Genomic DNA, 2,528 nt, shown 5'->3' with positions numbered 1-2,528 from the left:
CAACAAGAGCATGCAATTACATATTTCGTCATTGAAAATGATGACAAACTACAATGCATCCTCGCTTGTGGAAAAACAGTAACGCTCGATATGAATGCTCTTTTAAAAGATGAACTTCCTGCAATTGAAGGAAAAGGTGGCGGAAATAAAAAGAGCGCTCGCGGTGGTGGGAAAGCGATTATGAGCGGTGATGAGTTTTTACATCAGCTTATTTCTTCTTTACAATCTGCAGTGTAAAACATTTCTTAAGGAGATGTCGTCTAGCGAAATTTCAAACTAGGGACATCTCCTTATTTTTTGCTTCATACATAGTAATACGATAAATGAAATTTCAGGAACGACATTTTGACTTTATCAATCATAACTTACCATATATCGACGATTCGACAAGAAATATCGATTTACCGAAAAAAGCAATATTCAAAGTAGTTTATATTTACAAGCCAATATTTTGTTTTAAACCTTGGTAACTTCCTGCATTCAGAAATTTTTCAGATGCAAGTTTAGTAAATTTCTCAGAGAAACCATAACTACTTAATTCTTCTATTCGCACCATTTGTACATCCTGAATTGGATTATGATCAAACTCGTTAGAAGGTAAAGTGATTTCACCTTCCATCCTTTCAAGCAGAAATGTAATATGTAATAAAGACGGGAGAGCATCTGGTTTATCACAAACATACAATAAATTCTTAACCTTAACATCTAATCCCGTTTCTTCTTTCATTTCTCGAATCATCGCTTCTTCTAACGTTTCACCATTCTCTACCCTTCCCCCAGGTAAAGACCAATCCCGATTAGCAACTTTTTGCTTTACTAGCAATACCTTTTCGCTTTCAATTAAAATTCCAGTAACACGAACTTGCATTACATTTTCCATATGTAATCTCCTCTTCCTATTACATTTACAAATTAATCCTTCCACAAAAAGAACGTACGTTTTATAATTAAAGAAAATTATGGAAGAAAGAAGTTGTTACATTCATGCGTCCACCTTTAACAAAGTCTATATCTCTTGAAGATTTCCAAAACTATTATTGGTTGAAAGCTGAACTACAAATATTTTGTCGTGAGTATGATTTACCAGCTAGTGGCTCTAAGATCGAAATAAGCGGTCGTATCTCACATTATTTAACTACAGGTAAAGTATTAAAAAACAGTTCTCATCAAAAGGTGAGTAAAGCTTCCCTATCCAATAAAGATCTTTCCCTGCAAACGATTATCACTGAAAATCATCGATGTAGCGAAGATGTACGTGCTTTTTTTAAAGAAAAAATTGGAGAAAACTTCCGCTTTACAGTAGCTCTTCAAAAGTTTTTTAAAGAAAATATCGGAAAAACATATGAAGACGCTATAACGTTTTGGTATGAGGAAAACGAACGTAAAAAAGACCCTACGTATAAAACAACTATTGGTACACAGTTTGAATACAATCGTTTTACTCGCGATTTTTTTGAAGATCCAAATAACAAAGGAAAATCAAAAGCTGACGTTATCGCTGCTTGGAACGAAATAAAAGTAAAACCTGGTAGCAATGCCTATATTCCTCAAAAAGTAGAAAACTAGTTATCTTGCTAGTCTTCTACTTTCTCAAATAATAGAGCAAGTCCTATTCCGCCCCCAATTCCTAATGTCGCCATTCCATATTTCATAGAATCTCTTTTTGCCTGATAAAACAAACGTGTCACAAGCATAGCGCCAGATGCACCGTACGGATGCCCGAGCGCAATTGCACCACCATTCACATTGAGCTTCTCATATGGAATTTGTAATTCCTTTGCACAAGCAACAATTTTCGAAGCGAACGCTTCATTCATCTCAATACAATCAATATCTTCTATTGCTAAATTCATTTCTCTAAGTAGTTTTTGCACAGCAAATATCGGACCAGTTCCCGGGAGGTTTGGATCCACTCCAACTACAGCACTGCGAACGAAACGAAGAACTGGCTTATATCCTAATTTTCGAGCTTGCCCCTCTTCCATTACAAGTACAGCACACGCCCCATCATTTACACCACACGAATTCCCTGCCGTCACCGTTCCATTTTGTAAAAATGCAGGTTTTGTTCTCTTAATCATTCTTTCATACTGCATTTCTCGCTTTATTACTTCATCTAGTAATCCATTAAGTGACAATACTTCATCTTGTATATATCCATTTTCTAATGCTTGTAGCGTCCGCTTATTACTTAAGCAAGCGTACTCATCTTGCATTTCTCTCGTTATGTTATAACGCTCTGCAACAAATTCAGCCGCTACTCCCATATCAGGATCACCTATTGTTTCAGGTGAAAATCGCGCTCTATTTTGAAAAGGTGACGTACTTGTACTCTCTACTCCCCCGGCGATATAGCACTTACCTGCCCCACCTTGAATGAGATGACACGCGGTACGAATCGCTTCTAAACCAGCACCACATTGCCGATCAATCGTTACACCAGGAATATGATAACTAAGTCCTGCTTCTAAAACAGATAATCTTGCAATATTACCCCCTGGTCCAACAACATTCCCTAATATAACATC

At 36.7% G+C, this 2,528-nt stretch carries 4 protein-coding genes; 2 read left to right on the top strand and 2 right to left on the bottom strand.

Going from position 1 to position 2,528, the window contains the following annotated elements; translation table 11 throughout:
- Nucleotides 1–237: DHH family phosphoesterase (locus JDS92_RS29900; RefSeq protein ID WP_242476056.1), on the top strand; the 237-nt coding region annotated here is incomplete at its 5' end.
- Between the two features lie 199 nt (nt 238–436).
- On the opposite strand, the gene JDS92_RS29895 is transcribed toward JDS92_RS29900, so the two are convergent.
- Entirely contained in the window at nt 437–880 is a 444-nt protein-coding gene (locus tag JDS92_RS29895) for an NUDIX hydrolase (protein ID WP_000432590.1), read from the bottom strand.
- A gap of 104 nt (nt 881–984) precedes the next feature.
- Between JDS92_RS29895 and JDS92_RS29890 the strand changes: the two genes are divergently transcribed.
- Nucleotides 985–1,566, top strand: a complete 582-nt coding sequence (locus JDS92_RS29890) for a DUF6434 domain-containing protein (RefSeq protein ID WP_001247736.1) — start codon at nt 985–987, stop codon at nt 1,564–1,566.
- Between the two features lie 8 nt (nt 1,567–1,574).
- On the opposite strand, the gene JDS92_RS29885 is transcribed toward JDS92_RS29890, so the two are convergent.
- Nucleotides 1,575–2,528 (bottom strand): acetyl-CoA C-acyltransferase (locus JDS92_RS29885; RefSeq protein ID WP_199633025.1); only part of this gene is annotated, 954 nt, incomplete at its 5' end.

This window comes from Bacillus cereus group sp. N12 (assembly GCF_016483575.1).
Classification (GTDB): domain Bacteria; phylum Bacillota; class Bacilli; order Bacillales; family Bacillaceae_G; genus Bacillus_A; species Bacillus_A toyonensis.
Note: the sequence above shows the minus strand (reverse complement) of the source record. Positions and strands in the feature narration are given on the sequence as shown.

Coding starts and splice junctions, on each gene's coding strand:
- JDS92_RS29895 (WP_000432590.1), bottom strand. CDS start 880: ATGGAAAATGTAATGCAAGTTCGTGTTACTGGAATTTTAATTGAAAGC.
- JDS92_RS29890 (WP_001247736.1), top strand. CDS start 985: ATGCGTCCACCTTTAACAAAGTCTATATCTCTTGAAGATTTCCAAAAC.